The sequence below is a fragment of the Nocardioides bizhenqiangii genome (genome assembly GCF_034661235.1).
Taxonomy (GTDB): domain Bacteria; phylum Actinomycetota; class Actinomycetes; order Propionibacteriales; family Nocardioidaceae; genus Nocardioides; species Nocardioides bizhenqiangii.
The window spans coordinates 2,946,798-2,972,294 of the sequence record NZ_CP141059.1 but is presented as its reverse complement, the minus strand read 5'-3'; the positions used below and the strand labels follow the sequence as shown (position 1 = coordinate 2,972,294).

General features: G+C 71.2%; 23 protein-coding genes. 13 read left to right on the top strand and 10 right to left on the bottom strand.

What is annotated here, in order from left to right; translation table 11 throughout:
- Positions 1 to 9: 9 nt before the first annotated feature.
- The 4 genes from SHK19_RS14435 to ccrA all read right to left on the bottom strand — a co-directional run bounded on the left by SHK19_RS14435 (position 10) and on the right by ccrA (position 6,666).
- Positions 10 to 1,182 carry an AI-2E family transporter gene (locus tag SHK19_RS14435; protein WP_322936640.1) on the bottom strand — a complete coding sequence of 391 codons (1,173 nt, stop codon included), beginning with the start codon at positions 1,180 to 1,182 and terminating at the stop codon, positions 10 to 12.
- A complete protein-coding gene (locus tag SHK19_RS14430) occupies positions 1,179 to 2,378 on the bottom strand; it encodes a coiled-coil domain-containing protein (protein ID WP_322936639.1) in 1,200 nt (399 codons plus the stop codon). Before SHK19_RS14430 ends, SHK19_RS14435 begins: the two co-directional genes overlap by 4 nt.
- 116 nt (positions 2,379 to 2,494) lie before the next feature.
- Entirely contained in the window at positions 2,495 to 5,257 is a 2,763-nt protein-coding gene (locus SHK19_RS14425; protein ID WP_322936638.1) for an MMPL family transporter, read from the bottom strand.
- 68 nt (positions 5,258 to 5,325) lie between these two features.
- The gene (ccrA, locus tag SHK19_RS14420) at positions 5,326 to 6,666 is read right to left on the bottom strand and encodes a crotonyl-CoA carboxylase/reductase (RefSeq protein ID WP_322455674.1); all 1,341 of its coding nucleotides are present in this window, start codon (positions 6,664 to 6,666) and stop codon (positions 5,326 to 5,328) included.
- A gap of 141 nt (positions 6,667 to 6,807) precedes the next feature.
- Between ccrA and SHK19_RS14415 the strand changes: the two genes are divergently transcribed.
- The 3 genes from SHK19_RS14415 to SHK19_RS14405 are packed head-to-tail and all read left to right on the top strand — an operon-like array spanning position 6,808 to position 9,051.
- Positions 6,808 to 7,542: a LamB/YcsF family protein gene (locus SHK19_RS14415; protein WP_322938697.1), complete on the top strand. Its 735-nt coding sequence runs from the start codon at positions 6,808 to 6,810 to the stop codon at positions 7,540 to 7,542.
- Positions 7,539 to 8,186: a 5-oxoprolinase subunit B family protein gene (locus SHK19_RS14410; protein WP_322936637.1), complete on the top strand. Its 648-nt coding sequence runs from the start codon at positions 7,539 to 7,541 to the stop codon at positions 8,184 to 8,186. Before SHK19_RS14415 ends, SHK19_RS14410 begins: the two co-directional genes overlap by 4 nt.
- Before the next feature lie 10 nt (positions 8,187 to 8,196).
- Entirely contained in the window at positions 8,197 to 9,051 is an 855-nt protein-coding gene (locus SHK19_RS14405; RefSeq protein WP_322936636.1) for a 5-oxoprolinase subunit C family protein, read from the top strand.
- Here SHK19_RS14405 and mce read toward each other — a convergent pair.
- A complete protein-coding gene (gene mce, locus SHK19_RS14400) occupies positions 9,045 to 9,488 on the bottom strand; it encodes a methylmalonyl-CoA epimerase (protein ID WP_322455671.1) in 444 nt (147 codons plus the stop codon). The genes SHK19_RS14405 and mce overlap by 7 nt on opposite strands.
- 128 nt (positions 9,489 to 9,616) lie before the next feature.
- Between mce and SHK19_RS14395 the strand changes: the two genes are divergently transcribed.
- Positions 9,617 to 10,813 carry an acetyl-CoA C-acetyltransferase gene (locus SHK19_RS14395; protein ID WP_322455670.1) on the top strand — a complete coding sequence of 399 codons (1,197 nt, stop codon included), beginning with the start codon at positions 9,617 to 9,619 and terminating at the stop codon, positions 10,811 to 10,813.
- Complete coding sequence (gene meaB / locus SHK19_RS14390) at positions 10,797 to 11,750, top strand: methylmalonyl Co-A mutase-associated GTPase MeaB (RefSeq protein WP_322936635.1); 954 nt, start codon at positions 10,797 to 10,799, stop codon at positions 11,748 to 11,750. The genes SHK19_RS14395 and meaB overlap by 17 nt, the downstream gene beginning before the upstream one ends.
- A 4-nt stretch (positions 11,751 to 11,754) precedes the next feature.
- Here meaB and SHK19_RS14385 read toward each other — a convergent pair whose 3' ends face one another.
- Positions 11,755 to 13,113: a polysaccharide deacetylase family protein gene (locus SHK19_RS14385; protein ID WP_322936634.1), complete on the bottom strand. Its 1,359-nt coding sequence runs from the start codon at positions 13,111 to 13,113 to the stop codon at positions 11,755 to 11,757.
- 41 nt (positions 13,114 to 13,154) lie between these two features.
- Here SHK19_RS14385 and dxr point away from each other — a divergent pair, with 41 nt between their 5' ends.
- The 3 genes from dxr to ispG are packed head-to-tail and all read left to right on the top strand — an operon-like array spanning position 13,155 to position 16,846.
- Entirely contained in the window at positions 13,155 to 14,273 is a 1,119-nt protein-coding gene (gene dxr / locus SHK19_RS14380) for a 1-deoxy-D-xylulose-5-phosphate reductoisomerase (protein WP_322936633.1), read from the top strand.
- Positions 14,270 to 15,634, top strand: coding sequence for a M50 family metallopeptidase (locus SHK19_RS14375; RefSeq protein WP_322455666.1), 1,365 nt, complete (start codon positions 14,270 to 14,272; stop codon positions 15,632 to 15,634). The genes dxr and SHK19_RS14375 overlap by 4 nt, the downstream gene beginning before the upstream one ends.
- Before the next feature lie 60 nt (positions 15,635 to 15,694).
- Complete coding sequence (gene ispG, locus SHK19_RS14370) at positions 15,695 to 16,846, top strand: flavodoxin-dependent (E)-4-hydroxy-3-methylbut-2-enyl-diphosphate synthase (RefSeq protein WP_322936632.1); 1,152 nt, start codon at positions 15,695 to 15,697, stop codon at positions 16,844 to 16,846.
- On the opposite strand, the gene SHK19_RS14365 is transcribed toward ispG, so the two are convergent.
- Positions 16,839 to 17,753, bottom strand: a complete 915-nt coding sequence (locus SHK19_RS14365) for a homocysteine S-methyltransferase family protein (protein WP_322455664.1) — start codon at positions 17,751 to 17,753, stop codon at positions 16,839 to 16,841. The genes ispG and SHK19_RS14365 overlap by 8 nt on opposite strands.
- Before the next feature lie 82 nt (positions 17,754 to 17,835).
- Here SHK19_RS14365 and SHK19_RS14360 point away from each other — a divergent pair, with 82 nt between their 5' ends.
- Positions 17,836 to 18,435 carry a TetR/AcrR family transcriptional regulator gene (locus tag SHK19_RS14360; RefSeq protein WP_322455663.1) on the top strand — a complete coding sequence of 200 codons (600 nt, stop codon included), beginning with the start codon at positions 17,836 to 17,838 and terminating at the stop codon, positions 18,433 to 18,435.
- A gap of 9 nt (positions 18,436 to 18,444) precedes the next feature.
- Here SHK19_RS14360 and SHK19_RS14355 read toward each other — a convergent pair whose 3' ends face one another.
- Positions 18,445 to 19,365 (bottom strand): glycoside hydrolase family 16 protein, encoded by a 921-nt coding sequence (locus SHK19_RS14355; protein ID WP_322455662.1) that lies wholly within the window; start codon positions 19,363 to 19,365, stop codon positions 18,445 to 18,447.
- 226 nt (positions 19,366 to 19,591) lie between these two features.
- Between SHK19_RS14355 and SHK19_RS14350 the strand changes: the two genes are divergently transcribed.
- The 4 genes from SHK19_RS14350 to SHK19_RS14335 all read left to right on the top strand — a co-directional run bounded on the left by SHK19_RS14350 (position 19,592) and on the right by SHK19_RS14335 (position 24,078).
- Positions 19,592 to 20,437, top strand: coding sequence for a GNAT family N-acetyltransferase (locus SHK19_RS14350; protein WP_322936631.1), 846 nt, complete (start codon positions 19,592 to 19,594; stop codon positions 20,435 to 20,437).
- A 119-nt stretch (positions 20,438 to 20,556) separates the two neighbouring features.
- Positions 20,557 to 22,332, top strand: a complete 1,776-nt coding sequence (locus tag SHK19_RS14345; RefSeq protein ID WP_322936630.1) for a proline--tRNA ligase — start codon at positions 20,557 to 20,559, stop codon at positions 22,330 to 22,332.
- Positions 22,329 to 23,051: an HAD family hydrolase gene (locus SHK19_RS14340; RefSeq protein WP_322936629.1), complete on the top strand. Its 723-nt coding sequence runs from the start codon at positions 22,329 to 22,331 to the stop codon at positions 23,049 to 23,051. The genes SHK19_RS14345 and SHK19_RS14340 overlap by 4 nt, the downstream gene beginning before the upstream one ends.
- A 106-nt stretch (positions 23,052 to 23,157) precedes the next feature.
- On the top strand, positions 23,158 to 24,078 hold the full coding sequence (locus SHK19_RS14335; RefSeq protein WP_322455658.1) for a zinc metalloprotease: 921 nt from the start codon (positions 23,158 to 23,160) through the stop codon (positions 24,076 to 24,078).
- Between the two features lie 280 nt (positions 24,079 to 24,358).
- Here SHK19_RS14335 and SHK19_RS14330 read toward each other — a convergent pair whose 3' ends face one another.
- Positions 24,359 to 24,796: a ferritin-like domain-containing protein gene (locus SHK19_RS14330; protein ID WP_322936628.1), complete on the bottom strand. Its 438-nt coding sequence runs from the start codon at positions 24,794 to 24,796 to the stop codon at positions 24,359 to 24,361.
- Positions 24,793 to 25,287, bottom strand: coding sequence for a hypothetical protein (locus SHK19_RS14325; RefSeq protein WP_322455656.1), 495 nt, complete (start codon positions 25,285 to 25,287; stop codon positions 24,793 to 24,795). Before SHK19_RS14325 ends, SHK19_RS14330 begins: the two co-directional genes overlap by 4 nt.
- Positions 25,288 to 25,497: the final 210 nt, after the last annotated feature.

Here is a 25,497-nt window from a genome sequence, read left to right as displayed (position 1 = left end):
GGCGCTTCCTCAGCGTTGATCCTGCTGTCGCACCGCTACCTCGCGGATGATCAGCAGGACGGCTGCGGCGGCGGGGATCGCCAGCAGGGCTCCGACGATCCCGAGCAGGGCAGTGCCGACGAGCGCCGCGATGACGATCACCGCTCCTGGGAGGTCGACCGTCCGGCCCATCACCCGCGGGTAGATCACGTAGTTCTCGACCTGCTGGTAGACGATGTAGAAGATCACGGCCGCGATCCCGCTCTTCACGTCGGTGGCGAACGCGATCGCGCACACCACGACGGCACCGAGGGTGGCGCCGATCATCGGGATGACGTCGAGCACGGCTACGACGAAGGCGAGCGCGACGGCGTACTCCCGGACCTCGGTGAACCAGAGGAAGATCAGCGAGGAGATGCCGGCGCAGAGAGCCACCACGAACGCACCGGACACGTAGCCGCCGATGTTGTGGATGATCTTGTCGCCGAGCTTGCTGACCCGCTCACGGCGTGAGGCCGGTGCCAGCCGGTAGATGGCGTGGGTGGTGGTGTTGAGCGACGCCAGGAAGTAGAGCGTCAGCACCAGGATGATGAACGCGTTGAAGAGCGCCGAGATGATCTTCAGACCGAAGCCGAGGGCGCCACCGAACAGCGCGGAGACGAAGTCTCCGTTGCTGACGAAGTCCTGGGCCTTGTCGACGATCTCGTACTCCTCGTTGAGGTTCTGGACCTGCCGGTTCCGCTGGAGCTCGTCGAACCAGATCGGCGCGTTGTCGGTCAGCAGCCGGATCTGGTCGGCGATCACCGGCACGATGGCGACGATGAACAGGGCGAGCGTGCTGAGCGCCGCGATGATGACCAGCCCACACGCGAACGAGCGCCGGATTCCCCGGCGCTCGAGGAACTCCACCGACGGGTTGAGCCCGGCGGCGAGGAAGAACGACACGACGACGAGCAACAGCACGGAGCCGATGCCGATCAGCGCCTGGAACAGCCAGTACGCGAGCAGCACGCCGAGCCCACCGACGAATCCGATGTAGAACGGCGACTTGTGGTCGAACGGCCGGCCCGGCTCGCCGTACGGCATCGCTGCGGCGTCCGTTCCGTCGACGGGCGGGTGCTCGTCCGTCGACTGGTCCTGCTGGCCGGCGGCGGACGGATCGCCCTCCCCCTGGGCGGCATCCTGCCGCCGGCCGAGCCTCAACTCTCGTCCTCGGTCTCGTTCTGGTCGAACCCGGCGACCAGGTCGGCCAGCGACGCGAGCTGCGCCGTGATCGCGGCCTTGCGCTTCGAGACCCGGTCCAGCTCGGCCCGGGTCGCGGCCAGCTGCCGCTGGGCGTCGGCCTCACCGCTGGCGGTGATCGACTCGGCCTGGGTGCGCGCTGAGGCCACGATCTGCTCGGCCTCGCGGCGCGCCCTGCTCAGCAACGCCTCGGACTCGGCCTGCGCGGCGGCGCGGTTCTCAGCCGCCTGGCGGGACGCCTCGGCCGCCCGCTGCTCGGCGGCGGCCGCTCGCTGCTCGGCCTCGTCGACCAGCTTCCGGGTCTCAGCCACCGCGGTGTTGTGGTGGTCGGTCGCCTCGCGGGCCAGCCTCTCCTTCTCCACCGCGAGCATCCGCCGCGCCTCCTGGACCTCACGGTCGGCGCCGGCACGAGCCTGCTCGACCTCGCGCTGCACGGCACTGCGGAGCTCGCTGGCCTCCTGCTGTGCGGCGAGGCGGAGCTGGTCGGCCTCGCGCTTGGCGGCAGCCAGCTCGTCGGCAGCAGTGCTCCGGGCCAGCGCGAGCTCCTGCTCGGCGTCCGCGAGCAGCCGGGTGCGGTTCTCCTCGAGCTCACGCAGCTGGACCTCGCGCATGTCCTCGGCCTCGCGCGCGGCCTCGGCGCGGATCGCCTTGGCGTCGCGTGCGGCCTGCTCGCGGATCTCGGCAGCATCGCGCTCGGCGACCCCCCGGATCTCCTCGGTCTCCTCCTCGGCCAGCCGCAGCATCGCGCTCGCCCGGCCCCCCAGCCCGGCGTACGAAGGGTTGTCCGTCTCGGCGAGCTCGGCCTTCGCCTCGGCGAGCGCGGACTCCAGCTCGATCACCCGCTGCTCCGACTCGGTCAGGCTCGCCCCCAGCGCAGCCTTCTCGCTCGCGAGCTGCCGGATCTGCGCATCGACCGCCGCTTGGTCGTAGCCGCCGCGGCGGACCACGGGCAGGGCGGCTGTCGAAGCCCCGAGCGCGCCGGTCGGCGCGTTCCTCGGGGGCGCAGAAGGCGCGGGCTGCGCCTGCTGGGTGGGGGCGGAGGGGGTCACGGGCATCACCTGGGTGGTCTCGTTGTCGGTCGGGGGGCTCTTCGGCGGTGAATCCGGAGGGGCACTACCGGGCTCGTTGTCGAAGATCGAAAGACCTTGGTCGCTCATTTGGGGGAAGCTCCCTTTGCGGTCGAGTGGAACGAGGTCCGGACCATGATCCCTGATCCACTCCGGTTTCCCCACCCCGGTCCGCGCAAATCGGGTGGAACACTCCGCGGACCGGCTCACCTGACGGGCACGGCGGTCGGCGGGGCGGTGTCGGGGAGGCCCAGCGCGACGTCCAGGTCCGCGTACAGCGCCTCCGCCCCGGAGTAGCGCCGCATCGGGTCCTTGCTCAGCGCCAGCCGCAGCACCCGGTTGGTCGCCAGCGTCAACGGCTCGCGGCCGGGCAGCTGCGGGACCCGCTCGGTCCGGTGGGCCTCCCGCACGGTCTCGATCGTCGTCCCGGTGAACGGCGCTTCGCCGGTCGCCGCGGTCCACAGCAGGCAGCCGAGGGCGTAGACGTCGGCCGCGGGTGTGGGTGCGGACAGCGGCTCGGGAGGAGCGAACGCAGGGTCCGGCCCGATCGCCCGGGTCGGCGGGGTCAGCACCGCGCGCGGCGTCGCCCCTTCGGGGCGGAGGAGCACGGCGCCGGGGCGGATCTCACCGTGGGCGCCACCGGGCGGCGGGCTGTCCGCAAGTGTGCGGGCGATCCCGGCGACGGCCTCGACCGCGATGCGGAGTGGCAGGGGGCCGGCGGCGCGCAGCTGCTGGCCGAGATCCGTGCCGACGGGCAGGGGCGGCGGGGGTGTGGTGGGCGGGGGCGGTGGCGGCGGCGGGACCGTCGCCGGAAGCGGCGGACCGGCGGGCGCCAGGTGGGCCGCGCCCTCCCGGAAGCCGTAGCGCTCCCACCACCTGCGCAGAGGGCCGGGCGCCCACCAGTTGAAGCGTCCGAGCAGGGCCATGGTCGCGGGCACCATCAGCGCGCGGACGATGGTCGCGTCGACGATCAACGCGACCACCATGCCGACGCCCAGCATCTTCATCAGCACGATGTCGCCCGTCGCGAACGCCCCGATGACGACACCCAGCAGCAGCGCGGCGGAGGTGATGATCCGGCCTGTGGACTGGACGCCGCTCGCGACTGCCAGCTCGTGGTCGCCGGTCGCGTCCCACCTTTCGCGCACGCGGGACAGCAGGAAGACCTCGTAGTCCATCGACAGGCCGAACAGGATCGCCAGCATCAGGATCGGGTTCGTGACCTCGAGGAAGCCGGGTGAGGTGAACCCCAGCAGGCCTGAGAGGTGTCCCTCCTGGAAGATCCAGGTGACGACACCGAACGACGCGGTGATGGAGAAAGCGTTCATGACGATCGCCTTGATCGGCAGCACAAGCGAGCCGAACGCGATGAAGAGCAGCACCAGCATCACGGCCAGGACGATCCCGGCCATCAGTGGCAGGTGACCGTGCACCGAGGCGATCAGGTCGACCGTGTCGGCGGTGAGGCCGCCGACGAGCACCGTGCCGGCGTCCGGCTCGATGTCCCGCAGCTCCTTCACGATCTCCTGCGAGTCCTCGGTCTGGCTGTTGCCCTGCCAGACGACGCGCACCAGGAACGAGTCGCCCTCCTGCGCGAGGATCACGGCCTGGTCGACCCCTTCGACGTCCTCGGCCTCGGCGACGTACGTCGCGGCGGCGTCCGCGTCGGCGTCCCCGAGGACGACGCTCGCGATGGATCGCTCCGGGCCGAACTCCAGGAGCTTGTCGGCCGCGACCCGGGACGGGGCGTCCTCGGGCAGCATCCGGTGGTCGATGCCGCCCCACTTCGCTCCCAGGAACGGCGACGCCACCGCGAGCAGGAACACCGCCGTGACGGCGAGGACCGCGACCGGGTGCCGCATCACGCCGCGGGCGAGGGTGGCCCACCGGCCGTGGTCGCCGGCCGGCTCGGGCATGTCCCACTTCCGCCGCCACGGCAGCCGGCCGGAGTCGATCCGCCGCCCGAGGAGAACCAGGATCGTCGGCAGCACCGTGATCGCGGCCAGCATCGCGATCAGGACCGCCGCGATGCCGCCGTACCCCATGCTCCGGAGGAAGACCTGCGGGAACACCAGCAGGCTCGACATCGACGCCGCCACCACGAGCCCGGAGAACATCACCGTCCTGCCCGCCGTGGCGAGTGTGCGCGCCACCGCGACCCGCGGGCTGGCCGGGTCGTCGGGTGGCAGCAACGCGAGCTCCTCGCGGAACCGGCTCACGATGAAGAGCGAGTAGTCGACCGCCAGCCCGATGCCCAGGAGCGAGATGACGTTGATCGAGAACATGGAGACGTCGGTGAAGAGCGTGAGCAGCCGCATCACCGCGATCGACGTGAGCAGGGCGATGATGCCGAGCAGGGCCGGCATCGCGGAGGCGGTGAGGCTGCCGAAGATGAGCAGCGCGAGCAGCACCACGAGCGGAAGCGAGAGCAGCTCCGCCCGCTTGAGGTCCTCCTCGGTGATGACGTTGATGTCGGCGTGCGCGGGATAGAGCCCCGCCAGGTCCGTCTCCAGACCGTCGGCGTGGAGCGACGGCTCGATCTCGTCGTAGTTGATGAGCTGCTCGTTGAGGGTGTCACCGGCGAGCGAGACGTGGACCTGGACGGCGTGTCCGTCAGGGGTGACCAGGCCGGCCTCGGGGGGCACCCCGTAGTACGGGACCACCCGGACGACCTCGGGTACGGCGAGGTCGGCCACGACGTCCTCGACCGCCTGACGGAACTCCGGGTCGTCAGCAGTGAGGTCGTCGCTGGAGTAGATCGCGACGACGTCGGGCGCGTAGTTGCCGAACACCGACCGTTCGACCACGGCGGCGCGATAGCTCTCGGAGTCGGGGTCCTCGAAGCCGCCCCGGCCGAGCGAGTCGAACACGCCGGCGCCGTACACCGCGGCACCCACGACCACCAGCACCGCGACAGCCAGGACCAGTCGGGCATGCCGCCCGACGATCCCGGCCCAGCGGTCGATCACCACCGCAATCTAGTGCCGCCGGGGGTGGCCGCGCTTCCGTCGAACGACGGAACCGGTGAGGGTGGGTCTCAGACCCCGCGGAACAGGTTGATCTTGTCGATGTGCTGCTCGCGGAGCTCGGTGTTGAGGACGCCGAGTCCCTCCTCGGGTGCCAGTGCGAGGACGCCGACCTTGCCCTGGTGGAGGTTGTGGTGCACGTCGAGGGCGGCTTGGCCGACGTCCTCGAGTCGGTAGGTGCGGGAGAGGGTGGGGTGGATCTTGCCCTGCGCGATCAGCCGGTTGGCCTCCCACGACTCGCGGTAGTTGGCGAAGTGGCTGGAGATGATCCGCTTGAGGTTCATCCACAGGTAGCGGTTGTCGTACTCGTGCATGTAGCCCGAGGTCGACGCGCAAGTGGTGATGGTGCCGCCCTTGCGGGTCACGAACACCGAGGCGCCGAAGGTCTCGCGGCCGGGGTGCTCGAAGACGATGTCGATGTCCTCGCCGCCGGTCAGCTCCCGGATGGCCTTGCCGAGGCGCAGCCACTCCTTCGGGTTCTGCTGGGTGCCTTCGTCGTTCCAGAACTTGAAGTCCATCTCCGAGCGGTTGATGACCTTGTCGGCGCCCATGTTGCGCACGATCTGGGCCTTCTCCTCGTTCGAGACCACGCAGACCGGGTTGGCGCCGCCGTTGAGCGCGTACTGGGTCGCGAAGCCGCCGAGACCGCCGGACGCGCCCCAGATCAGCACGTTGTCGCCCTGCTTCATGTTGCCGCCGTTGGTGGAGACGAGCTGGCGGTAGGCGGTGCAGTTGACCAGGCCGGGCGAGGCGGCCTCCTCCCAGGTGAGGTGCTCGGGCTTGGGCATCAGCTGGTTGGCCTTGACCATGGCGACGTCGGCGAGGCCGCCGAAGTTGGTCTCGAAACCCCAGATCCGCTGGGAGGGGTCGAGCATCGTGTCGCTGTGGCCGTCGGGGGCCTCGAGCTCGACGGAGAGGCAGTGCGCGACGACCCGGTCGCCCGGCTTCCACTTGGTGACGCCGGGCCCGGTGGCGAGCACGACGCCGGAGAGGTCGGAGCCGACGATGTGGTAGTCGAGGTCGTGGCGGGCGCCGAGGTCGGACTCGCGGCCGTAGCGCTCCAGGAAGCCGAAGGTGGAGACCGGCTCGAAGATCGAGGTCCAGACGGTGTTGTAGTTGATCGCCGACGCCATCACCGCCACGAACGCCTCACCGGGACCGAGCTCGGGCAGCGGCACGTCGTCGATGTGCAGCGACTTGCGCGGGTCCTTCTCCTTCGAGGCCATGCCCTCGAACATGTCTACTTCGTCCTTGTGGACCGTCACCGCCCGGTAGGACTCGGGCAGGTCGAGGTTGGCGAAGTCCTCCGCGGAGGTGTCTCCGGCAAGGATGGCGTCGAGGATGTGCTGCACGGGGATCGATCTCCTGCGTCGTTGTGGTTCGTTTCGGCGGCCGGGGCGAAAGATACCGGTCGGTAACCACAGGTTCAGCACCTTGTGAGGGTGATCTCATCACCGACGGCCGCGAGCATGGGCCACGATAGGCGGGTGACGCTGCCACCGGGCCCCCCGTCCACGCTGGACCTCAACGCCGACGTGGGGGAGTCGTTCGGACGGTGGCGGCTCGGCGACGACGAGGCACTGCTCCCGCACCTGACCAGCGCGAACGTCGCCTGCGGGTTCCATGCGGGCGACCCGCTGACCCTGCGTCGTACCTGCGAGGGCGCGGTGCACCACGGCGTCGCGATCGGCGCCCAGGTCGGCTACCGAGACCTCGTGGGCTTCGGCCGCCGGTTCGTCGACGTACCGCCGGACGAGCTCGCCGCGGACGTCCTGTACCAGCTCGGCGCCCTGGACGGCATCGCCCGCGCGGCCGGCGGCGGGGTCGGCTACCTCAAGCCGCACGGTGCGCTCTACCACGCGGTGACCGCGCACGAGGGCCAGGCGCGAGCCGTCGTGGAGGCGGTCATGGCGTACGGCGGCCTGCCGGTCCTCGGCCTCCCCGGTTCGCTGCTCCTGACGATCGCGGCCGAGGCCGGGCTGCCCACGGTCCCCGAGGGATTCGCCGACCGGGCCTACCTGCCCGACGGCTCGCTCGTCCCCCGCGGCGAGCCCGGCGCCGTGCTGGACGACCCGAGCGCCGCGGCCGAGCAGGCGGTCCGGCTGGCCGGCGCCGGCCAGGTGCGCTCCCTCTGCGTCCACGGCGACTCTCCCGGCGCGGTGGAGACCGCGGCCGCCGTCCGCGCCGCGCTCTCCGACGCCGGGGTGCAGGTCGCATCCTTCGCATGAACACCCCCCGCCTCCTCCCGTACGGCGACCGCGCCCTGCTCGTTGAGGTCGAGGAGGTCTCCGAGGTGGTGCTGGTCGCCGACGCCGTCCGGTCCGGTCCGCTGGCCGACCTGGTGGACGACGTCGTCCCCGGCGCCCGCTCGGTCCTCCTCCTCGCCCGCCCTGGCGTCGATCCGGCCGAGATCCGCGAGAGGGCCGAAACGGGGATGGTCCCTGACGATCTGCGGCTCGATCCGTCGAAATCACCGGCGGATCGTCAGGGACCATCCACCGTCGAGATCCCGGTGACGTACGACGGGCCCGATCTCGCGGAGGTGGCTCGGATGACCGGACTCAGCGAGGAGGAGGTGGTGGCGGCGCACACGGGAACGCCGTGGCGGGTGGCGTTCGGGGGGTTCGCGCCGGGGTTCGCCTACCTGGTCGGTGGCGACCCGCGGCTGGAGGTGCCGCGGCGGGACGAGCCGCGGACCCAGGTGCCCACGGGAGCGGTGGGGCTGGCGGGGGAGTTCAGCGGCGTCTACCCGCGGGAGTCGCCCGGCGGCTGGCAGCTGATCGGGCGGACGGAGGTCGCGATGTGGGACCTCGACCGCGATCCGCCGGCGCTGCTCTACGCCGGCGCGACGGTGCGGTTCCTGCGCGCATGATTTCCCGGACATGACTTCCCTGCTCGTCCGTCGCGTCGGCCTCGCCCTGGTCCAGGACGCCGGCCGCCCGGGACAGGCCGCGATCGGGGTGGGACGGTCGGGCGCGGCCGACCGGTCGTCGTACGCCCTCGCCAACCGGCTGGTCGGCAACACCGCCGGCGCCGCGACCCTCGAGGTCGTGCTCGGCGGCCTCGAGGTCGAGGCGGTCGACGGCACGGTCTGGCTCGCAGGCGCCGGCGCGCCGGCGCCGCTCCGGCTCGACGGCCGCCCCGAGCCGACGGGCGCGGTGCTCGCGCTGCGGCCGGGCAGCCGGCTCGCGCTCGGACTGCCGGCCAGCGGCCTCCGGTCGTACCTCGCCGTGCGGGGCGGCATCGACGTCCCGGCGGTCCTCGGCTCGCGCTCGCACGACACCCTCGCCGGGCTCGGGCCGGCGCCGCTCGCCGTCGGCGACGCGCTGCCCGTCGGCAGCGAGACGGCCGACGAGATGCGCGTCGACGCCGTCCCCGCGATGCGGTACGGCGACCGCCCGGTGCTGCGGGTCGTCCGTGGTCCGCGCGACGACTGGGTGCGCGACCCTGCCACGCTCGTCGCGACCACCTGGTCCGTCGCGCCGGCGTCGGACCGGGTCGGGATCCGGCTCACGGGTGGCCGGATCGACCTGCTCGACCCGACGCGACAGCTCCCGAGCGAGGGCGCGACCCGCGGCGCGATCCAGGTCCCGTCCGGCGGCGAGCCCGTCGTGTTCGGGCCGGACCACCCGGTCACCGGCGGCTACCCGGTGATGGCGGTCGTCGTCGACGACGACTCCGACCGGCTCGCCCAGCTGCGGCCGGGGGAGGAGGTCAGGTTCGCCTGGGCTCAGTGACCGTTGCCGGCCGGCTCCACGAGCTCGACGAGCACGCCGCCGGCGTCCTTGGGGTGGATGAAGTTGACCCGGCTGTTCGACGTGCCGCGCTTCGGCTCGTCGTAGAGCAGCCGCAGGCCGCGCTCCCGGAGCGTCGCGCAGACCGCGTCGATGTCGGCCACCCGGTACGCGAGCTGCTGCAGACCCGGTCCGCTGCGGTCGAGGAACTTGCCGATCGTCGAGTCGGGGGAGAGGGGTGCGAGCAGCTGGATCATGGAGTCGCTCTCGCCCACCCGGACCATGGCCTCGCGGACGCCCTGCTCCTCGTTGGTCTCCTCGTGCGCCACCGTCATGCCATAGGTCTCGGTGTAGAACGCCATCGCCTCGTCGAGGTCCGGCACGGCGATGCCGACGTGGTCGATGGCGGTGAAGAGGTGCTGCACGTCGTTCAGGCTCATGGCGTCATTGTGCCGATCGGCCGCTGTGACGAGCGACTCATCCCAGCCCGACTGAGACCCCTCGCCCGCCCGTGACGCCCGCGAGTACAGTCGACAAGGTTTCACCCGTTCGTCTTCACGGAGGAAGAATGTCCGACAACCCCAGCGTCATCGTCGCCGGTGCCCGCACCCCCATCGGTCGCCTCAGCGGCGGTCTCAAGAGCCTCTCCGCTGCGGACCTGGGTGGCGTTGCCATCAAGGGCGCGCTGGAGAAGTCGGGCGTCAGCCCCGACCAGGTCGACTACGTGATCATGGGTCAGGTCATCCTGGCCGGCGCCGGTCAGAACCCTGCTCGCGTGGCTGCCCACAAGGGCGGCATCCCGATGAGCGTCCCCTCGATCACGATCAACAAGGTCTGCCTCTCCGGCCTCAACTCGATCGCGATTGCCGACCAGCTGATCCGTGCGGGCGAGGTCGACGTCGTGGTCGCGGGTGGCATGGAGTCGATGACCAACGCCCCGCACTTCCTGCCTAAGTCCCGCGAGGGCATCAAGTTCGGCGACGTGAGTCTCGTCGACTCGATGGCCTACGACGCGCTGTTCGACCAGTTCACGCAGCAGGCCATGGGCCTGCTCACCGAGGAGTGCAACGCCGCGGCGCAGAACCTCAGCCGCGAGGAGCAGGACGAGTTCGCGGCCCAGTCGCACCAGAAGGCGGCCGTCGCGTGGAAGAACGGCGTCTTCGACGAGGAGGTCGTCCCCGTCGAGATCCCGCAGCGCAAGGGTGACCCGGTCATCGTCCGGGAGGACGAGGGCGTGCGGGGCGACACCACCGCCGAGTCGCTCGGCAAGCTGCGCCCGGCGTTCTCCAAGGAGGGCACGATCACGGCCGGCTCGGCGTCGCAGATCTCCGACGGGGCCTGCGCCGTCGTCGTGATGAGCAAGGCGAGGGCCGAGGAGCTCGGGCTCGACTGGCTCTGCGAGATCGGTGCGCACGGCCAGGTCGCCGGCCCCGACTCGACCCTCCAGCTCCAGCCGGCCGTCGCGACCGCGAAGGCCTGCGAGAAGGAAGGGATCGCCCCCACTGACCTCGACCTGGTCGAGTTCAACGAGGCGTTCGCAGCTGTCGGCATCTCGTCGGCACGGGAGCTCGGCATCGACAACGCCGTCGTCAACGTCAACGGCGGCGCCATCGCGCTCGGCCACCCCGTCGGCATGTCCGGCGCCCGGGTGGTCCTCCACCTCGCGCTCGAGCTCAAGCGCCGGGGCGGCGGCACCGGCGCGGCCGCGCTGTGCGGAGGCGGCGGCCAGGGCGACGCCCTGATCGTGCGTGTCCCGTCGAACTGAGTCACCTGACGAGCTGGTCGCCCGGGCCCGCGACGGCGAGGCCCGGGCGATCGGCCGTCTGATCTCGCAGGTCGAGGACGGTTCATCGCTTCTTCGCGAGGTGATGGCGGCGCTGACGCCGTACGCCGGGCGGGCGCACGTCGTGGGTCTCACCGGCTCGCCGGGCGTCGGCAAGTCGACCTCGACCAACGCGCTCGTCGCCGAGCTGCGCGGTCGCGACCTCCGGGTCGGGGTGCTCGCGATCGACCCGTCGTCGCCGTACTCGGGCGGCGCCCTGCTCGGCGACCGGATCCGGATGTCCGAGCACGCCACCGACCCCGGCGTCTTCATCCGCTCGATGGCCGCACGGGGCCACCTCGGCGGCGTCTCGCGGGCGACCCCGCAGGCACTCCGGGTGCTCGACGCGGCCGGCTGCGACGTGATCCTGGTCGAGACCGTCGGCGTCGGGCAGAGCGAGGTCGAGATCGCCCGGCTCGCCGACACCACGATCGTGCTGCTGGCACCGGGCATGGGCGACGGGATCCAGGCCGCGAAGGCCGGCATCCTCGAGATCGGCGACGTCTACGTCATCAACAAGGCCGATCGGGACGGCGCCGACCAGGTCCGGCGCGACCTGCGGTCGATGCTCGCCCTCGCCGAGCGTCCGGAGGGCGCCTGGCGGCCGCCGGTGCTGAAGACCGTCGCTTCGGCGGGCGAGGGAGCCGCCGAGGTCGTCGACGCGATCGACGCCCACCGCGCCTGGGCGGGGGAGAGCGGTGAGCTCGAGCGCCGACGGGTACGGCGCGCGCGGGACGAGATCGAGGCGATCGCGCTGACCGCGCTCCGTGAGCGCTGGGGCTCGGTCGACGAGGGAAACCGGCTGGATGGCCTGGCAGCCGCGGTGGTGGCGGGGGAGTCCGACCCCTACGCGGCGGCAGACGGCCTCCTCGACGACTGACCGGCTACGGCTGCGGAGCGGCGATCGTCACCGTCGACGGACGCCCGATCCGGACGTTCCGGGCCCGCACCACCTCGACGCGGAAGGTCTCGTCCGGCTCGCCGAGGCTGTCGGCAAGGACCGTCACCGGCAGCTCGACCGACGTCTCTCCAGGCGCCAGCACGACGTCCTGTCGGGTGCGGACGAAGTCGGTGCCGTCCGCCGACCCGGCAACCGTCCGCAGCACGAACCGGATCTGCTTGCCGCTCGGACGCGCCAGCGTGAAGGTGACAGGGACGACGGTGTCCGCCGCCGGCTCCGGCACGGTCACGTCGGCGCCACGGACCAGAGGAGGAACGTTGCGGTCGCGGACCTGCCCGACGGCGACGTCCCGCCCCAGCGCGAGGCCGCGCGGCCGGGTGATCCGGACCGCGAACCTCTCGAGCGGCTCGTCGGTGCGGTCGCGGACCACTGCGATCGGCACCCGGACCGTGAGCCGGCCGGCCGGCACTCCGACCCGGCGGGTCATCCGCTGCACGTCCTGCCCGATCCGGGCTGTGCGCGAGACGGTGCGCACCCGCACCGACGTCGTGCGCCCGGGCGGTCTGGTCAACCGGATCGTCGCCACGGCGTGGCGTCCTTCGGCGGCATCGGTCACCGACACCGACACCCGAGGCGTGGGGAACCCGGGCCGACCGCGCTCGTCCAGTGCGGTGAAGCAGTAGCCACGCTGCCGGGCGCCTCGCACGACCCTGGGCACCGCGGCGATCGAGATCGGCGACCGGGTGACGCCATCGTGCTGGAGCACGATGTTCGCGCCCGGTCGCAGCTGGGCGAGGATTCGTGCCGCGATCTGGGAGGCCGTGCCGCTCTCCCAGTCGCGGGAGTCGACGTTCCACAGCACCGGCACCAGCCCGGCGTCGCGGACGCCGTCCCGCGCGGCCGCGTCGAGGGCGCCGTACGGCGGCCGCATCAACCCCGTCGGGTGGGTGCCGACCCGGCGCAGGGCGCGCGTCGTGGTCCGCAGCGACGCCGCCACCTCCGAACGCGTCTGGGTCGTCATCCGGACGTGCGCCCACGAGTGGTTGGCGATCAGGAAGCCGCCGCGCTCGACCGCGCGGGTGAGCCGTGGTGCGGCGACCACGCGCTGGCCGACCATGAAGAACGTCGCCGGGACGCCGCGGTCGCGCAGGATCCGGAGCAGCTGGTCGGTGGGTCCACTCGCCGGCCCGTCGTCGAAGGTGAGCGCGATCCGGCCGGTGCAGCCGCCGCGCGAGCCCGCCACCTGCGCGGCTGCTGGGTCCGCGCGCGGTGCGACGACGGACGTCAGGAGGAGACCGACCACGCCGACGAGAACGGCGGCGCGAGGAGCGCGGAGGGGCACGGTTCGAGGATGCCAGTCGTCGGCTGGAAGGATGGGCGATTGTGAGAGACGTCGTCATCCTCGGCTCGACCGGGTCGATCGGGACCCAGGCGCTCGAGATCGTGCGCGCCAACCGCGACCGGTTCCGGGTCGTGGGGATCACGGCCGGGGGCGGCAACCGAGAGCTGTTCGACCGGCAGGTGGAGGAGGTCACCGCCCACCACCCCGGGGCCTTCTCCGGTCTGGGCGCGGAGGCATCGGTCGAGGCGGCACAGCTGACGTGCGACGTCGTCCTCAACGGGATCACCGGTGCGGTCGGCCTGCGGCCGACGCTGGCCGCCCTCGACGCCGGCCGCACTCTGGCGCTGGCCAACAAGGAGTCGCTCATCATCGGCGGCCCGCTGGTCAAGCAGCGGGCACAACCCGGCCAGATCGTGCCGGTCGACAGCGAGCACAGCGCGATCGCGCAGAGCCTGCGGGGCGGACGCAGCGAGGAGGTACGTCGCCTCGTGCTGACCGCGAGCGGCGGCCCGTTCCGCGGCCGTAGCCTCGCCGAGCTGGCGGACGTCACGCCGGAGCAGGCGCTCGCGCACCCCAACTTCGCGATGGGCCGGGTGATCACGACCAACTCGGCGACCCTCGTCAACAAAGGTCTCGAGGTGATCGAGGCGCACCTGCTCTTCGACGTGCCGTTCGACCGGATCGACGTCGTCGTCCACCCGCAGCAGCTCATCCACTCGATGGTCGAGTTCGTCGATGGCGCGGTGGTGGCCCAGATCGGGCTCCCGACCATGCTGGTCCCGATCGCGCTCGGGTTGGCCTGGCCCGACCGGGTGCCCGACGCGGAGACGCCGGTGGACTGGACCAAGACCGCCGACTGGCGGTTCGAGCCGCTCGACGACGTCGCGTTCCCGGCCGTCGTGCTGGCACGAGAGGCCGGTCGCCGCGGAAGCACCGCGCCGGCGGTCTACAACGCCGCCAACGAGGTCTGCGTCGACGCGTTCCACGACGGCCGGCTCCTGTTCCCAGGCATCGTCGACGTCATCGGCAGCGTGCTTGCCGACCACGACGTACCCTCGGATCAGCAGCTCACGCTCGACGACGTCCTCGCCGCCGACGCGTGGGCCCGCGAAGCCGCCACCCGCACCATCGGATCGATGAGGACCTCCACCCAGCGATGACCGCCGCCCTGCTCTACACCCTCGGGGTGCTCGTCTTCGTGGTCGCGATCCTGGTCTCGATCGGGCTGCACGAGCTCGGCCACATGATCCCGGCGAAGAAGTTCGGCGGGAAGGTCACGCAGTACTTCATCGGCTTCGGCCCCACGGTGTGGAGCAAGCAGGTCGGCGAGACGGAGTACGGCGTCAAGGCGATCCCGCTCGGCGGCTACGTCAAGATCGTCGGGATGCTGCCGCCGGCGGCTGCCGAGCTCGCCGACGAGGTCACGTACGACGCGGAGGGCCGGCAGGTCACCCGGGTCCGGAAGTCCAACACGGGCATGTTCACGCAGCTGATCTCGGACGCCCGCGCCGCGGAGTGGGAGCTGGTCGGTCCCGGCGACGCCGACCGGTTGTTCTACAAGATGCCGTCCTGGAAGAAGGTCGTCGTGATGGCCGGCGGCCCGTCGGTCAACCTGCTGATCGCGTTCGGCATCTTCGCGGCGGTCTTCGCGACCTGGGGGAACGCGGCCGACCAGTCGGCCACCACGACGATCGAGGAGGTGCAGGCGTGCGTCGTGCCGGCGGAGGAGTCCGGTCGGGTGTGCACCGACGAGGAGATCCGCGACCAGCCGACTCCGGCCTTCGAGGCCGGCATCGAGGCCGGCGACCGGATCGTCTCCTTCAACGGCGTCGAGGCGGAGGACTGGGAGCAGGTCCAGCAGCTGATCCGTGACAACGAGGACCGCCGCGCGGACATCGTGATCGAGCGCGACGGCGAGCTGATGACGATCGTCACCGAGACCACGGTGACGCCGCGGTTCCTCAGCGAGGACGCGGACGAACCGGAGCCGGTCGGCTTCCTCGGTGTTCGTCCGGAGTCGTACGCGACCACCGGCGGACCGCTCTACACGCTCGAGCAGATGGGCGGCATGACCGTCGACGTGGTCAAGGCCCTCGGCACCCTCCCGATGAAGGTGTTCGACGTCGGCCAGGCCATCTTCGGCCTCGAGGAGCGCGATCCGGCGGGGCCGGTCAGCATCGTCGGCGGCGGACGGCTCGCGGGCGAGACGGCAGCGCACGAGGAGATCCAGGTCGACGAGAAGGTCATCTCGCTGCTGATGCTGATCGCGGGCTTCAACTTCTTCATCGGCATGTTCAACTTCGTCCCGCTCCTGCCGCTCGACGGCGGCCACATCGCCAGCGCCCTGTGGGAGGCGCTGCGCCGCGGGTTGGCACGGCTTCGCGGTCGTCCCGATCCCGGCTACGTCGACGCGGCGAAGCTGCTGCCGGTGGCCTACGTCGTCGCGTCGGCGATGCTGGTCATGGGCGTGGTGCTGATCGTGGGCGACCTCGTCGTGCCCGTCCACCTCGACGGCAGCTGATCGATGCCGCACTGACCTCTCGATGACGCTCGAGGCAAGCCCCGGAAGTACCCTGGGGCCATGACCGCGATCAGCCTCGGCATGCCCGCAGCACCCCCGCCGGTGCTGGCTCCTCGCCGCAAGACGCGGCAGATCCAGGTGGGCAAGGTCGGCGTCGGCAGCGACCACCCGATCTCGGTCCAGTCGATGACGACGACCCTGACCGCCGACGTCAACAGCACGCTCCAGCAGATCGCCGAGCTGACAGCCTCCGGCTGCGACATCGTGCGGGTCGCCTGCCCGAGCCAGGACGACGCGGAGGCGCTCCCCGAGATCGCCCAGCACAGCCAGATCCCGGTCATCGCCGACATCCACTTCCAGCCGAAGTACGTCTTCGCCGCGATCGACGCCGGTTGCGCCGCGGTGCGCGTCAATCCCGGCAACATCAAGCGGTTCGACGACCAGATCAAGGAGATCGCGCGCGCTGCTACCGACCGCGGCACCAGCATCCGGATCGGCGTCAACGCAGGGTCGCTCGACAAGCGGCTGCTCGAGAAGTACGGCAAGGCGACCCCCGAGGCGCTCGTCGAGTCGGCGGTCTGGGAGGCCAGCCTCTTCGAGGAGCATGGCTTCCGCGACTTCAAGATCTCGGTCAAGCACAACGACCCCGTCGTGATGGTGCGCGCCTACGAGCTGCTCGCGGAGCAGGGCGACTGGCCGCTCCACCTCGGCGTCACCGAGGCCGGTCCGGCCTTCCAGGGCACGATCAAGTCCGCGACCGCCTTCGGTGCCCTGCTGTCCCGGGGCATCGGAGACACGATCCGGGTGTCGCTGTCGGCGCCGCCGGTCGAGGAGGTCAAGGTCGGACTCCAGATCCTCCAGTCGCTCAACCTCCGCGAGCGCAAGCTCGAGATCGTGTCCTGCCCGAGCTGCGGCCGCGCACAGGTCGACGTCTACACGCTGGCGGAGCAGGTCACCGCGGGGCTCGAGGGCATGGAGGTGCCGCTGCGGGTCGCCGTGATGGGCTGTGTCGTCAACGGACCCGGCGAGGCGCGTGAGGCCGACCTCGGCGTCGCCTCCGGCAACGGCAAGGGCCAGATCTTCGTCAAGGGCGAGGTGATCAAGACCGTGCCCGAGTCGCAGATCGTGGAGACCCTGATCGAGGAGGCGCTGCGGATCGCCGAGTCGATGGAGCCGGTCGAGGGCGCGGAGCCCTCGGTCAGCGTCAGCTGACCGCCCTCGGTCGCTCACCTACGCCCCACATCTCGGCGACGTGGCGGGCGTCGGTGCCGCAGCAGCCCCCGAGCACCTCGAGGTTGGGGAAGGCGGTGAGCAGCGGCAGCTGATCCGTCGCCAGCCGCGCGGGGTCGCCGTCGTCGAGCTCCTCCGCGACGTCCAGCTCAGCATGGCTCATCGTCGACGCGTTGACGCGGAGGCCGCCGATCCGCTGCTGCCAGGCACCGTCGTCCACCGCGTGCGTGATGTGCGTGGGATGCGCGCAGTTGATGAGGAAGTACGACGGCGCGGCTGTCGCGTCCACCGCCTCGATCGCCGCGGCGAGGGGGCTGCCGTCGGGCAGCCGCCCATCGGTCTCGACGGTGAATCCGATGACGACGGGTAGGCCGACGTCCGCAGCCGCTCGGGCGATCCCGATGCCCTCCCCGACGTCGGTGAGCGTGAGCACGGTCGCCCGGTCGGCGCCCGCTGCCGCGAACGCGGCGAGCTGGGGACGGTGGTAGCTCGCGGCCTCGGCCGGATCGACACCGCCCGCCGCCAGGTAGCCGTCGCCGCGCGGCCCGAGGATCCCCCCGACCTGCCACCCGACGAGCTCGTCGTCGTGCTCGTTCGCGATCTCGTTCATCAGCTCGACCGAGCGCCGGTTGAGGCGGTCGAGCGCGGTGGCGTCGTAGCCGAGCGCAGCGCCGTGATCGGGGTTGGCGCGCCAGGTCGGCGTCTCGAGCAGCATCGGCACCTGGGCGCGCACGGCGATCCGGACGTAGGCGGCGTAGTAGCTCCGCAACGTGTCCCTGCCCTCGTCAGTGTCGACGAGGGGGAACGCCGCGAACTCCGGGAGGTCGAGCCCTCGGTTGAAGATGAGCTCGGTCTCGAGGCCGCCATCGGTCAGCAGCTGGTGGGTCACGGGGTGCTCCTTCCATCGTTTCAGACCGTTTGGTCTGGAACGAGGTTTGTATCAGACCAGACGGTCTGAAACAATGGGTTTCGTGCCCCGGGACGGAAGCTTTACCCGAGATCGGATCCTCGCGGCGGCGCGCCGCCTGGTGATCGACAACGGGTTCCGCGCGACGACCGTGGAATCCGTCATCGCTGCGTCCGGGTCGTCGAAGGGCGCCTTCTTCCACCACTTCCCGAGCAAGCGGGACCTCGCCGACGCGCTCGTGGCGGAGTACGTCGCCGACGACCTCGAGATGCTCGAGCAGGGGATGGCTGCGGCGTACGACGCCGGGCCCGGCCCGGCGGATCGCGCGGTCGCGTTCGTGCGCTTCTACGAGGACATGGCCGACGAGATCATGACCGGCACGACGGGCTGCCTCTACACCTCCGTGCTGGCCGAGATGGACCTGGTGGACGCCGGGACGTCGGACCCGATCACCAAGGCGGTCACCATCTGGCGCGAGCGCTACGCCGAGCTGCTCACCGCAGCGGTGGGCGACCGCTCCGACATCGACGTGCCGGCGCTCTCCGACCACGTGTTCGTGACCTTCGAAGGCGCCTACCTCCTGGCCCGGACGACCGGCGACCCCACCCAGATGCGGCGTCAGCTCGCCGTCGTCCGACGTCTGCTCGAGTCGGTCCTGAAGTGAGAGCGGCGCTCATCGCCAGGCCTTCACGTAGTCGACCTCGTACGTCGCGGGCAGGACGGTCGCCGCTGTGACGGCGTTCGGACCGGTCGTCCGGTCGACGCCCGCGTTGAGCACCATCTCGAACGGATGGTCGAAGGGTTGCGGCGCGACCAGGGGCCACGCGGGTGTCCACGACCTCCGGAAGCACTCCTGGCCGTCGATCTTGAAGACCATCTCGGTGCTCGACCACTCGACGCCGTAGGTGTGGAAGTAGGTCGGGGTGGCGACGGTGCAGCCCCACCCGGAGTCGACCGAGGGGTTGCTCCCCGGGTAGTGCAGCGACGGCAGAGTGGTGTTGGGGACGTTGGACCACCACTCGGCGATGTCGATCTCGCCGGACGCGGGCCAGGCGCCGTACGTCAGCTTCGCGGGGTAGAGCCAGTAGCCGATCCCCACGCCGGCAGTCGTCCTGGGATAGCGGGCACGGATCTCGAACTTCCCGTAGGTCTGGGTGAAGCGGCCACGCGTCCCGATGTGGCCGCCGGTGTAGCGGGTCACGAACGAGCCGTTCGGCGAGCGGCACGTGAAGGGGTAGCCCTCGTCCCGCGCCGTCAGCCGGAGCATGCCCCAGCGCACGGCGACGTTCCTGGCGGTGAAGCAGGTGCTGCCGGTGGTGAAGCCGGAGAAGGCGGTCTCGCCGACGAGCCAGTTGCCGCCGTCGAGCGACTTGCCGTTGAAGTTGTCGGCGAACGTGCACGTCCACGGCGTGCCGTCGACCTTCGTCCTGACCTCGCCGCACGCGTCGTACGTCGCCGCGGCCCTGACCCCGTCTCCTGGCTTGTTGGGCGCCGCGCTCACGCTCGGCGACGCCGTCTGCAGGTAGCCGGTGACCAACGTGCCGACGAGCGCGGCACCCGCGAGGAATCTGGACGAACGACCGACAGGCAACATGTTGCTCTCCCTCTGGGACCTCGAGCCCACCCGGCGGCGCCGACGCTCGGTCCGTGCGCGATCGGGCCCGAATTATCGCGCGGAGGTCAAGTTATCGGATCGGATACAATGCGCGCGCCCGGTGATCACTCCGCGGTTGCTGGTCACCCATGACCGTCGCGCCGGAACGGCCCCGTAGCCGCTGACAGGTCCGCCGAAGCCGGCTCGTACGTCGTAGGCTCGCCCCGTGCTGACGACCCGCCACGGTGTGCGTGTCCTCGCGGCGGCCGACCTGGAGGAGTTCCTGGCGCTCGCCAACCAGGACCCGGTCGTCAACGTGTTCGCCATCCACCGTGCCCAGACCACCAGCCTCGAGCCGCGTTGGCTCGGAGGTGAGATGTGGGGCCGCTTCGACGGTGGCCGCCTGGTCTCCGCCTGTCACGTCGCCGCCAACCTGGTGCCTGTCCAGGCGGGTCCCGAGGACGCGGCCGTGTTCGCCGAGCGGGCGCTGGCGCGCCGTCGTACCGCCTCGACGATCGTCGGGCCCCAGGACGCGGTGCGCGCGTTCTGGGACCTTGTCGGCGAGTCCTGGGGCCGACCGCGGGACGAGCGCTGGGACCAGCGGCACCTGGTCATCGACGCAGAACCGCAGGTGGCGCCGGACCCGGCGGTCCGGGTGACGGCGCGCACCGACCTCCCCGCCCTCTATCCGGCCTGCGTGGCGATGTACACCGAGGAGGTGGGGGTCTCGCCCGAGACCGGTGGGGGATCCGAGCTCTACCGCACGCGAGTCCTGCAGCTGATCAGCCGCGGCTGGTCGTTCGCCCGCTTCGACCGTGGCGAGCTCGTCTTCAAGGCCGAGGTGGCGTGCGCCACCCCCGATGCCGCGCAGATCCAGGGGGTCTGGGTCCCGCCCCACCGCCGCGGCGAAGGTCTCGCGGTGGCCGGGATGGCAGCCGTCGTCTCGCTGGTGCGCGACCGGATCTCGCCAGCCGTCTCGCTCTACGTCAATGAATGGAACGCGCCGGCCCGCCGGGCCTACGAGCGCGTCGGCTTCCGGGAGACCACCCGGTTCGCGACCGTGATGTTCTGACGAGAGGCCAGCCCATCCGAGGCGCCTGGCAGGCCGGACGCGGCTGAGGGTCGTTGGTCGGGCCGCGGGCGGCGGTAACTGGTTTCCGGCGCACGGAGCCGCCCGCCTAACCTGTGCCCATGATCTCCCGGATGTCGACCTTGTTCGTCCGCACGCTTCGTGACGATCCTGCGGACGCCGAGGTCCCGAGCCACCGGCTCCTCGTCCGGGCCGGCTACATCCGCCGGAACGCGCCGGGCATCTACACCTGGCTCCCGCTCGGCCTGCGGGTGCTGCGGCGGATCGAGGCGGTCATCCGCGAGGAGATGGACGCGATCGGTGCTCAGGAGGTGTCCTTCCCCGCGCTGCTGCCCCGTGAGCCCTACGAGGCGAGCAACCGGTGGACCGAGTACGGCGCCAGCCTGTTCCGCCTCAAGGACCGCAAGGGCGCCGACTACCTGCTGGGCCCCACCCACGAGGAGATGTTCACGCTCCTGGTGAAGGACCTCTACAGCTCCTACAAGGACCTGCCCCTCTCGATCTACCAGGTGCAGACCAAGTACCGGGACGAGGCGCGACCCCGCGCCGGACTGCTGCGCGGTCGCGAGTTCACGATGAAGGACTCCTACTCCTTCGACATCGACGACGCCGGCCTCGACGCCAGCTACCAGGCGCACCGCGACGCCTACATCCGGATCTTCGACCGGCTCGGGTTCGAGTACGTCATCGTCAAGGCGACCTCGGGCGCGATGGGGGGCTCGAAGTCGGAGGAGTTCCTCGCCAAGGCCGACGTCGGCGAGGACACCTACGTCCGCTGCACCCGCTGCGACTACGCCGCTAACGTCGAGGCGGTCGAGGTGCGAGCACCGGAGGCGGTGCCCTACGACGACGCACCCGCCGCGCACGCCGAGGCGACCCCGGGCACCCCCACCATCGCGACCCTCGTCGACCACCTCAACCAGGAGCTCCCCAGGGATGACCGCCCGTGGACCGCGGGAGACACCCTCAAGAACGTGCTGGTGCTGCTGGTCCACCCCAACGGGACGAAGGAGCCGCTGGCCATCGGCCTGCCCGGCGACCGCGACGTCGACCTCAAGCGCCTCGGCGGCCAGCTCGAGCCGCTGGAGGTCGAGCCGATGGACGACGACGAGCTCCAGAAGCACCCCGACCTGGTCAAGGGCTACATCGGCCCCGAGGTGCTCGGCAGCGAGGGCAAGAGCGGCATCCGCTACCTGGTCGACCCCCGCGTCGTGACCGGCACCCGCTGGGTCACCGGCGCCAACGTCGACGGCAGCCACGTGATCGACCTGGTCGCAGGTCGCGACTTCACACCGGACGGCACGATCGAGGCGGCCAACATCGTCGACGGCGACCCCTGCCCGCGATGCTCGCTGGAGGAGGGAGGCACCCTCGAGTCGGCGCGCGGCATCGAGATGGGCCACATCTTCCAGCTCGGCCGCAAGTACGCCGACGCCCTCGGCCTGCAGGTCCTCGACGAGAACGGCAAGCTGGTCACGGTCACGATGGGGTCCTACGGCATCGGTCCGTCGCGAGCGGTCGCGGCGATCGCCGAGAACACCCTCGACGAGATCGGCCTGTGCTGGCCGCGCAACGTGGCGCCGTACGACATCCACGTCGTCGCCACCGGCAAGGACCAGGCCGTGTTCGAGGCAGCCGAGCGGCTCGCGGCCGACCTCGACGCCCGCGGCGTTGCGGTGCTGTACGACGACCGGCCCAAGGTCAGCCCCGGCGTGAAGTTCAAGGACGCCGAGATGATCGGCGTGCCCACGATCGTGACGGTCGGCCGCGGCCTCCCCGACGGGGTGGTCGAGGTCAAGGACCGCCGCTCCGGCGAGCGAACCGACGTACCCGTCGCCGACGCACCCGAGCATCTGACTGGGGTCGTCAGAGCGTGAACACCCCAAAGGTGATCGAAGCCGTCATCTTCGACTGGGGCGGCACGCTCACCCGCTGGCACGACATCGACTTCCACGCCGAGTCCCTGGCGCTGGCGGCCGCGGTCGTCGCGACGCCGAGCAAGGACGACGACCGTCACCTCCACGCGCGGCGGCTGCACGAGGCGGGGGAGGCGGTGTGGGGCAGGAGCCGCGACCGCCAGGAGAGCGCCACCATCGCCGACCTCTTCGACGAGGCCGGGCTCCAGCACGACCCGGAGCTCCTGAACGCCTACTACGACTTCTGGGTGCCGCACACCGAGACGGATCGCGAGGTGCGGCCGCTGTGGGAGTGGCTGCGCACCGAGGGGATCAAGGTCGGCGTGCTCTCCAACACCATCTGGCCACGGGAGTGGCACGTCGGCTTCTTCGAGCGCGACGGGGTCGCCGACCTGATCGACGGCGACGTCTACACCAGCGAGATCCCCTGGACGAAGCCGTCGCCGCGCGCGTTCGCGGCGGCGATCGAGGCGGTCGGCGCGACCGACCCCGCCCGCTGCGTCTACGTCGGCGACCGGCTCTTCGACGACGTCTGGGGAGCCCAGAACGCCGGGATGCGCGCGATCCACGTCCCGCACTCGGCGATCCCGCCTTCGCAGGTCGGCCACACCGAGGGTCGGCCGGACGCCGTCGCGCACCGCCTCGCCGACATCCCGGACCTGATCAAGGAGTGGCGCTGACCGACCGGCTCCCGATGGTTCTTGCGCAGATGTGCGATCTGGCCGGAAGATGCTCAGGGATGCCCGCCCACCCAGGGCGATCTTGAGCTTGGAAGGTCGTACACCGATGCGCACAACGAAGCTGCTCGCCCTCGCGATGGTGGTGGGTGCCACGTCGCTCAACGTCGTCCTCGCCGCGCCCGCGCACGCCCGCCCCGCTGCCGAACGCATCGGCACCACCTGCATCGAGGGAGAAGGGTCCTCGGCCCGTGGGGGCCACGGACCCGACCACCGCGAGGTCTCCGCGAAGGAGCAGCGTGCGATCGCCCGCGAGACCCGGGCCCGGCTGCACGCCAAGGGCGTGACCCGGGCCGAACTGAGGGCCACCAGCGTGTCCGTCCCGGTCTACGTGCACGTGATGGCCGCGGCGGACGGCACCGGCAACGTGACCAACCGCCAGATCGCCGCCCAGATCGCGGTCCTCAACGGCAGCTTCGCGGGCGCCAAGTCCGCGGACGCCGCCGACACCGGCTTCTCCTTCCGGCTCGCGGGCGTCGACCGTTTCTTCAACGACACCTGGCACAAGGACCGGTCCAGCGCCAACTACCGCGCCGCCACCCGCAAGGGTGGCGCGAACGCCCTCAACATGTGGCTGGTCGACTTCAAGTGGCTCGGCATCGCCACCTTCCCCTGGGACTACGACCGGCACAGCGCCATCGACGGCATCCGGGTGCACTACGGCTCGCTGCCGCGTGGCGACATCGCCAACTACGACGAGGGTGAGACCGCGACCCACGAAGCGGGTCACTGGTTCGGGCTCTACCACACGTTCCAGGGAGGATGCACGGAGCTGAACGACGAGGTCGCGGACACGCCCGCGCAGAGCAGCCCGACCTCCGGGTGCCCCGTCGGACGAGACTCCTGCGTCCTGCCCGGTCTCGACCCGATCCACAACTTCATGGACTACAGCTTCGACGACTGCTACACCGAGTTCACCCCCGGCCAGGCGTCGCGAGCACAGTCCATGTGGGCTGCCTACCGCGGCTGAGGGAACCCCTCTCGGGCCTGACCTGCTTTGCAGGTTCCTGCACTGCACTTTTATGAGGATCGCAGGATCGGGAACTCCGCCTGCTGTTGTTGCATGATCGTGCACAGCAGTTGGTGAGCCCCACCTCACCAGCGCCTGCTATGGCCGTTGTCCCCGGCCATGTGCGGTCCGCGGCCCCGACCTTCGGGGGACGTCTCGGGAGTTCCCCGAAGCCGGAGTCGCGGACCGCTAGGCATTTTTGCCCAGGTCTCGCCCCAGGTCCTGGCCGGGTGCACGTGGGTCAGAGACCGGGCAGGCGCTCCGGCCTTCCGCCGAAGCCGAGCTCCCGGACCGCCGTGTCGAGGAGGGCGTCGACCGCCCACCTGCGGTCGTCCTCGCTCGTGGACGCGACGACGAAGGCGTACGTCGCGGCGCACGCCCGCTCGAGCTGGAGCGCGCGGTCGGCCACCGCGATCGGCGTCGAGAGATCGACGGGCAGGTCGTAACCCGGCTCCGCCGCAACCGGCTGGCGGCCGGCCGCCTCGATGACCCGGACCAGCCGGTCCCGGCGGCCCCGATGGGTCACGTAGGCGTCGGTGATCTCGGCGTAGAGGGTCGGGTCGTCGGACTGGGAGGTCTGGCCGCCCAGCGCGCCGTACACGAAGACGGCGGCGTGCTCGGCGGCCAGCGCCGTCTGGAGGGCGTCGATGGGAGCGCTCGCGGCGCGCGGCGGACTCACGATGCGACCGCCCGCTCCTGCGCCACCGCCGCGGCCATTGAAGCGAAGACCTGGGCGAGTGCCCCGCTCTCAGCAGCGAGCGCCGCCCCGACCAGCTGTTGCTGCAGCTTCTCCTCCGAGCGCAGCAGCCGGGCCCGCGCAGTGGCGGTGCTGCCGGCGACCCTGCCGCCGTCCTCCACGTCGTCGGGCTGGCTCAGCTCGCGCAGGTGCGCCCGGTGCAGCGTCGACAGCCGCCGGGCGAGCGGACGCAGCTGCGGGGCCGATCGCCCGGTCGCCGCGGCCAGCGCGAGCGCGGTCGCCAGCCGGCCACCGACCGACTCCACGAGATCGCTGTCGGTGTCGACCGCTGGAGCGGTCGGGTCGTCGGCAGTCGCTGCGGCCCTGTCCTGCGCCCGCGTCGCGCCGCATCCGGCAGTGGCCAGCGTCACGCCAACGAGGGTGCCGCCGGTCAGCACGGCGCGCCGGGACGTGCGCGGGACTGGGCTGGACACTGGGGCGTCACTCCTTGGCTAGCGGCTGCTGCGCGACGTTTCCGACTCGACCTGGCTGCGTTGGCGTCGCTCGACGTGCGCCCAGCATGCCAGCGCTCCGCCGCCTTGCCCGATCGGCCGGAAAGGCCGCTCGCGACGCCGCAAGCCAAGCAGTCACGCCCGCCGAGGTTACAGCCGGTATCGTGGAAAGACCGCAGCACCACAACCGCT

Bases quoted from the DNA above. Each gene is read 5' to 3' on its own strand.
- SHK19_RS14345 (WP_322936630.1), top strand. From the start codon at position 20,557: ATGATCTCCCGGATGTCGACCTTGTTCGTCCGCACGCTTCGTGACGAT.
- SHK19_RS14405 (WP_322936636.1), top strand. From the start codon at position 8,197: ATGACTTCCCTGCTCGTCCGTCGCGTCGGCCTCGCCCTGGTCCAGGAC.
- SHK19_RS14375 (WP_322455666.1), top strand. From the start codon at position 14,270: ATGACCGCCGCCCTGCTCTACACCCTCGGGGTGCTCGTCTTCGTGGTC.
- mce (WP_322455671.1), bottom strand. From the start codon at position 9,488: ATGAGCCTGAACGACGTGCAGCACCTCTTCACCGCCATCGACCACGTC.
- SHK19_RS14355 (WP_322455662.1), bottom strand. From the start codon at position 19,365: ATGTTGCCTGTCGGTCGTTCGTCCAGATTCCTCGCGGGTGCCGCGCTC.
- SHK19_RS14410 (WP_322936637.1), top strand. From the start codon at position 7,539: ATGAACACCCCCCGCCTCCTCCCGTACGGCGACCGCGCCCTGCTCGTT.
- SHK19_RS14430 (WP_322936639.1), bottom strand. From the start codon at position 2,378: ATGAGCGACCAAGGTCTTTCGATCTTCGACAACGAGCCCGGTAGTGCC.
- SHK19_RS14395 (WP_322455670.1), top strand. From the start codon at position 9,617: ATGTCCGACAACCCCAGCGTCATCGTCGCCGGTGCCCGCACCCCCATC.
- SHK19_RS14335 (WP_322455658.1), top strand. From the start codon at position 23,158: ATGCGCACAACGAAGCTGCTCGCCCTCGCGATGGTGGTGGGTGCCACG.
- ispG (WP_322936632.1), top strand. From the start codon at position 15,695: ATGACCGCGATCAGCCTCGGCATGCCCGCAGCACCCCCGCCGGTGCTG.